Below are 6,126 nucleotides of genomic sequence, written 5' to 3'. Positions count from 1 at the left end.
AAGTCCTGTTTGTGCCATGTCTGCTACAACGGCAATGAATCGAGTTGTTGTCTGAGGGACGGCAGAATGGCGTCAGGTTGAAAACACAGAGAGAACCCGACGATGAAACCAGATTTGTTTACCGCAGTAATGAAAACCATCGGCAGCACGCAGGATGAGAACATCCGTACGGCCATTGACAGCGCACTGGACAGCCTTAACGAGAAAGCAAACCAGAACGCAGAAGCCACGATAAATAATGCGCTTGATGCGTTCAGCAGGGCCAAATCCGCGCACACGGAAAATATGCTGAAACTGAATGATATTGATGCGGCCATTGCCCGCAGTGAGAAAGAGCGTCAGAACGCCCTGAATGAAAGTGCCGAAGCCGAACAGAACTGGCGTACCCGTTTTCGCGAACTGCGCGGCATGATGACCCCGGAACTGAAAGCCGAGCACAGTCAGCAAGTGGCCGGTCGGGAGCTGGCGGAGGAATTCACCGCCCTGATTGATGAACTCAACGATGATAAAGCCAGTACCATGCTGTCCGCCTGTACATCAGGAGATAAGTACGTCGGCACGCATTTTACGGTGTTCTCTGTCTACTCCCGGAATGAGTGGGCGACCGTGATGAAAGACATCCCTCCCTCACTGGTGCGCGCATTTGCGTTACGTCTGCGTGAACTCGAAATGAAAGGAGAAGAACACCCTCACAACGTTCTCATTCAGGAGCTGGGGGAGAATGTACTGGCGCAAAGCAGATACTACACATTCAACATGGCGCAGGAGCCGGTAATTTCAAAAATTGGGCTTCACCGTCCGGCACTCACCGGCGTGGATATGAAGCTCTTTAAAAGCCCTGTTCTCAGAATGGCGCGGGCTAAAGAGCTGGCACAGAAGAAAAAAACGCAGGGGGCTAAGCCATGATGCGCTGCCCGTACTGCAAACAGGCTGCCCATGTCCGTACCAGCCGTTACCTGTCGGATAACGTCAAACAGAGTTACCTCCAGTGCGTGAATGTCTTTTGCTCCGCAACCTTTCGCACCACCGAGTCTATCGACGAGGTGATACGGCCACCGGCAGAAGACAAGCCCGAACCACCACAAACAGTTCCAGAAACACCGCCCCGAATTCTGGACTGTGCCCGCTCATCGCTGCGCCACTGATTCAGGAGAAAAGACAATGGCACGAGCACTACTGGAACAGGCCTTTGAAACCTGTCAGAAGAATAAATCGGACTGGATGAGCAGCAAGTCAGCACTGGCGCGGGCTGAAATGGCGCTGAAGGAGCTGGAGCTGACCTGTACCTGTTATGAACCGGAGGCCGCACAGGCGCTGCGGGATGATATTGACCTGAAAAAATGGGCGGTAAATCAGTCGGCCGGGCAGTACATCCGGTCACATGAGGCCGTGCAGCGTATCAGTATCCGGCGTCAGCTCCACGCCTTTATGCAGGTAAGCGGCGACGCGCTGGCCGCCGCACTGGCACCGGAATTAATGCACCTCAGCGAACAACCTGACATCGTCAGAGAACGGGCTCTCGACCGGGCGGCCGCCAGTGTTCGCGAAGCGCTGTCCGTTCATGTAACCCGCGGAGGAAATATTGATTACGCAGAGGAAGATCGCGACATTCTGACAACCATCGGTTTCCGGCCTGACAGAGCATCGAGAGACGACAACCGGGCAAAATATACGCCTGAACAGAGTCAGATTTTCATGCGCCGACAGGCCGCGCAGACCCGCAAAAAATCCGCATAAAACGCCCCGAAAATACCCGTCTTTTTAATAAAAATAGCCATGCATGCCTACGCTGCATGGCTTTGCATGCAAAAACCTGAATTTTCCACACCCTGCCGCACCAGCACTGGCGCGGCCTGAGCCCCTTCATGCACCTGCATTAAAAGCGCCCCAGGAAGCGGGCAGGCGTGGCGGGGAGAGCATTGCGCGCCAATATTAGATATATATTTATTTTTTTATAGCTTGAGCATGTCGCTATGCTACTCAGATTCACAGGGGGCGATGGATGCCGCAGGGGCTTTTTAAGTTGTAGTGAGGTATTGATGTGGCGAGGGATGGGTGTAAAAAAGACGGGGAATACGTAGTAAATCAGATCCTTTCGATTTCGAGCTACAGTTGTGCCCCCAGCTCCTGCCCGGCTAAGCATCCATCTGACTCATTTGCTCTTCACACGGCTTGATCCATGAATACACACGCATTAAACCCATTCTACGAATCGAACAAGCATGGAGGAAAAGGCATAAAACGTTACATTAGCTCATAACTAATTGACTTGAAGCCCTTATAAGTATATGAACTAACTAAAAAATGAAACTCTTGGGAGAAAAAAATGCGGTTGAAAGCATTTCGTATAAATCACTATCGCTCTATCAACGCTGAAATAAAACTAGACACACTTAAAGGGCTTTCTATCGTTGGCCCTAACAATTGTGGGAAAACAAACATACTAAAAGCTATTAAAACTTTTTTCTCTGCAAAAGATGATGATGATGCATACTCTTATAAAAGAGACATCCCATTTGGTAGTAAGACAGGGCAATCAAGTTTTGTAGCAACATTTGAATTTGATGAAAACGATCCACTTAAAGAGTCCTTTGATGAAATTTTTGAAATGGTAGAAATAACATCTCAAGATTTAAATGAAGTTAATTTATACTTAACCTTTTCAAGCAAAGGTAATCCTTCATATGGTTTTTTTAAAGGCGTAAAAAGAAAAGAAGGAATAAAATCTAACGCCTATACATATATTGAGAGGAAATTAGTTGAAAAACTTTTAAGTTCTTTTGAGTGCGTTTATGTCCCGTCAGCAAAAAGTGTAGAACAACTTTATAATACATTAGTTATACCATACCTCAGAAAAGTGGCTTCAGAGAAGCTTAGCAACTCGCTTTCTGTATTAAAATCAGGATTGAAGGAAATATCTGAAAGTGTTGATACTGAATTGAATTCATGTGGAATTAGTGGATATACAACTGATTTTAAAGTGCCTGAAAATCAGTTGGAAAAGATAATAAGTGGATTTGATTTCACGATTACAGACACAGAAGAAACAGACATATTCAATAAAGGCATGGGAATACAATGCACTGCTTTATTTTCAACATTTTCCTGGATATCAAAAAAGAAAAGAGAAGAACAAAAAGAACTGATATGGCTTATAGAAGAGCCAGAATCATTCTTACATCCGGAGCTTACTAGAAGCTGCAATCAAATTCTTGATAATTTAAAAGATCATGCTTATGTAGTAATCACAACCCACTCACTTTCTTTTGTACATCAGGACACAAAAAAAGTAATAGGGGTTGAGAAAATCGAAGGTAAAACTAATGCTATAAAGTATAAAACTTACCCGGAAGCAACTAAAAAAATACGAGATTCGCTTGGTATAAAGTTCTCTGATTACTTTAACTTAGATAAATATAATATCTTTGTTGAGGGTCCGACAGACAAAGAGTATTTCACTTGGTTTTTAGAAAGCACAGCTAATGATCATAGGCTGGGTTCACAGTGGCCTGAACTCAGAAAAGCGAAGTTTGAAGACTTTGGCGGAGTGAAATTCCTTACTGGTTTTTTAAGGGCAAACTATCAATTCATAGAAAAAGAAGCAATTTGCATCAGTGTATTTGATGGAGATAAAGAAGGCAATGATGAAAGACAAATAATACAGTCATATATTAGAGGTAAGCTACAGTTATCTTTTGAGCCAAATCGTGAGTTTGTCTCCATAAGAAGTGGTTTTTCAATTGAAGGATTATTCTGTGATGAATGGATTTCAGAATTATATGAACAATCACCAAGTTGGTTTGAAAATTATTCAGTTGACGCTGCTGGTACAGTTGAGCCATTCAAAATAACAGATAGTAAAAAAAGACAATTTCTAAATTACATGTGTTCCCATGAAAAAGATAATGATTATATATGGGCTAAACATTGGATTCCAGTCTGCAATGTTCTAGAAGCTGCTATTGCTAGTAAATTATAGCACCATGTCATAATACTGAGGGGCATAACGCCCCTCTTTTGAAATTAAAAAAACAATTCTGAATACCATTGCATCATCACTCTCCTGCCATCCAAATATTGCGCATGATTATATGTCCCACGGATATTATTTTTATCAACATGTGCTAACTGCATTTCAATCCAAGCGGATTCAAATCCTTGCTCATGTAAAATAGTTGATAATGTATGTCTAAATCCATGCCCAGTAACTTTCCCTGCAAAACCAATGCGCTTAATAACTTGATTTATACTGGCTTCGCTCATAGGTTTGTTCGGATCGTTCCTCCCCGGAAAAACATAACGATAGTTCCCTGTTATAGTCTTTAGCTCATTTAGTAGATCTAACGCTTGAATCGATAGTGGCACAAGGTGTGCTCTACGCATTTTCATCCTTTCTGCTGGAATTTCCCAAATAGCGTTATCCAGATCAAATTCCAACCATAATGCAGCACGTAATTCAATGGTTCTTACACCCGTAATCATCAGTAATTTTGTAGCAATCTGGACAAGCCGGCTCCCAGTGTAACTGTCTAAAGCATGCAGAAAATCAGGTATCTCATCAGCTTTTAGGAACGGGAAATGATTGGATTGATGTACTTCAAGAGCACTGGAGAGATCTGCTGCAGGATTAAATTCAGCCCTTCCGGTAGCAATGGCATAGCGGAAAACTTCTGAGCATCGCTGCCGAACTTTGCGCATTTTTTCTAATGCACCACGCTTTTCGATTTTACGCAGCACATTAAGCAGTTCTAGCGGTTTGATTTCGCCTACAGGTCTCGTACCCACGTAAGGAAAAATATCGTTCTGAAACGCTTCCATGATGTCAGAAGCATATCCTTCCGACCATTTGGCAGACTTCATTTGATGCCACTCTGTCGCTATCTTTTCGAACGCGCTTTCAGACTCGGTTTGCAAAGCAATCTTCTGTTCTTTTCGAACCTCACTCGGATTCTTTCCTTCGGCGACCAGTTTTCGGGCATCGTCACGGCGGGAACGGGCATCTGCAAGTGTGATCGTCGGATACACACCCAGCGAGATCATTTTTGGTTTACCAGCAAAACGATAACGGAACCGCCAGCTCTTGCTTCCATTAGGTTCTATAAGCAATGACAACCCTAGCCCATCTCCAAGTGTATAGGCTTTAGCTTCAGGCTTAGCGCGGCGAATCTGCATATCGTTTAAAGGCATGTGTATAGGAATCCAGACCGAACAGGAACATATACACAATCCTATACACATTCAGTACCGGATTCTACTGGATGGTTACGGACTACTATGGACTTAAAAGAATAAAAAACGTTATAAATCAGAGATTTTATGGACTAATACGGACGTTTGAGGAAGTTGAGATGGTGCCGATAATAGGAGTCGAACCTACGACCTTCGCATTACGAATGCGCTGCTCTACCAACTGAGCTATATCGGCCCTGATAAGGACATGCCCACGAATGTGAACACGGGGTAGAAGGTTAAAACTAACCGGGCGATGCGTCAATGGCCTTGCGAATCAAACGCCTATTTTTGCATCATCCGGATTCAATTACGCACGAATCGTGTCGTCACTGGCTTCCTTGTACGCGGCAAGGGAATTCTATAACCAGCGGCGAACACGCTGCTCATAGCGTTTCCATTCCAGCCCGAAATGTTTTCGCAGTTGTTCCTCTTCAAAATCAATATGCAATCTGGCAACCACTAGCATAAACAGCGGTGCAGCCAATATTCCAATCAGGCTACCGACGTAAAGAGCAAAAGCTAACTGGAGTCCACTCATTCCAAGATAGATTGGATTGCGGCTCCAGGCATAACATCCGCCAGTAACAAGTGTGGTCGATTTCTCTGCATGCAGTGGGTTTAGCGTCGTACGTTTCTTCCGCATCTGCCACGCGGTATGCAGTATCATCGCCAGACTGACGCTAGCCAACAATGCACTTATTACGATAGTCACCGCGCCAAATGTGAAACGCGGGATCGCCGTCAACGCATCCGCGATGAGGAATAATACCAGGATGAGTGGTGGTGGAAGCCAGACTCTTAATTTTGTCAGGAAAGGACGCATGGCTACGGGCTAACCTCAGTACCTGTTTGATTAACGCTGATATCACTATAAATACCCCGTTTAAGATACAT

6 protein-coding genes and 1 tRNA gene are annotated in these 6,126 nt (G+C 44.4%); 4 read left to right on the top strand and 3 right to left on the bottom strand.

Going from position 1 to position 6,126, the window contains the following annotated elements; genetic code table 11:
* Window positions 1-102: 102 nt before the first annotated feature.
* The 4 genes from sid (at window position 103) to OGY09_RS05975 (ending at window position 3,979) form a co-directional block, all read left to right on the top strand.
* A complete protein-coding gene (gene sid, locus OGY09_RS05990) occupies window positions 103-906 on the top strand; it encodes a capsid size-determining scaffold Sid (RefSeq protein WP_286590096.1) in 804 nt (267 codons plus the stop codon).
* Complete coding sequence (locus OGY09_RS05985) at window positions 903-1,145, top strand: ogr/Delta-like zinc finger family protein (protein WP_048591398.1); 243 nt, start codon at window positions 903-905, stop codon at window positions 1,143-1,145. The genes sid and OGY09_RS05985 overlap by 4 nt, the downstream gene beginning before the upstream one ends.
* A gap of 16 nt (window positions 1,146-1,161) precedes the next feature.
* The gene (locus OGY09_RS05980) at window positions 1,162-1,737 is read left to right on the top strand and encodes a phage polarity suppression protein (protein ID WP_286590092.1); all 576 of its coding nucleotides are present in this window, start codon (window positions 1,162-1,164) and stop codon (window positions 1,735-1,737) included.
* A 589-nt stretch (window positions 1,738-2,326) separates the two neighbouring features.
* On the top strand, window positions 2,327-3,979 hold the full coding sequence (locus tag OGY09_RS05975; protein ID WP_181625025.1) for an ATP-dependent nuclease: 1,653 nt from the start codon (window positions 2,327-2,329) through the stop codon (window positions 3,977-3,979).
* 44 nt (window positions 3,980-4,023) lie between these two features.
* On the opposite strand, the gene OGY09_RS05970 is transcribed toward OGY09_RS05975, so the two are convergent.
* The 3 genes from OGY09_RS05970 to OGY09_RS05960 all read right to left on the bottom strand — a co-directional run bounded on the left by OGY09_RS05970 (window position 4,024) and on the right by OGY09_RS05960 (window position 6,055).
* A complete protein-coding gene (locus tag OGY09_RS05970) occupies window positions 4,024-5,187 on the bottom strand; it encodes a tyrosine-type recombinase/integrase (RefSeq protein WP_181625024.1) in 1,164 nt (387 codons plus the stop codon).
* Between the two features lie 162 nt (window positions 5,188-5,349).
* Window positions 5,350-5,425 (bottom strand) — tRNA-Thr (locus tag OGY09_RS05965).
* Window positions 5,426-5,590: 165 nt separating this feature from the next.
* Entirely contained in the window at window positions 5,591-6,055 is a 465-nt protein-coding gene (locus OGY09_RS05960; RefSeq protein WP_071444631.1) for a methyltransferase family protein, read from the bottom strand.
* Between the last annotated feature and the right edge of the window lie 71 nt (window positions 6,056-6,126).

Origin of the sequence: Citrobacter sp. Cpo071 (assembly GCF_030332765.1) — a bacterium.
Taxonomy (GTDB): Bacteria; Pseudomonadota; Gammaproteobacteria; order Enterobacterales; family Enterobacteriaceae; genus Citrobacter; species Citrobacter portucalensis.
This window is presented reverse-complemented; position numbering and strand designations above follow the sequence as displayed.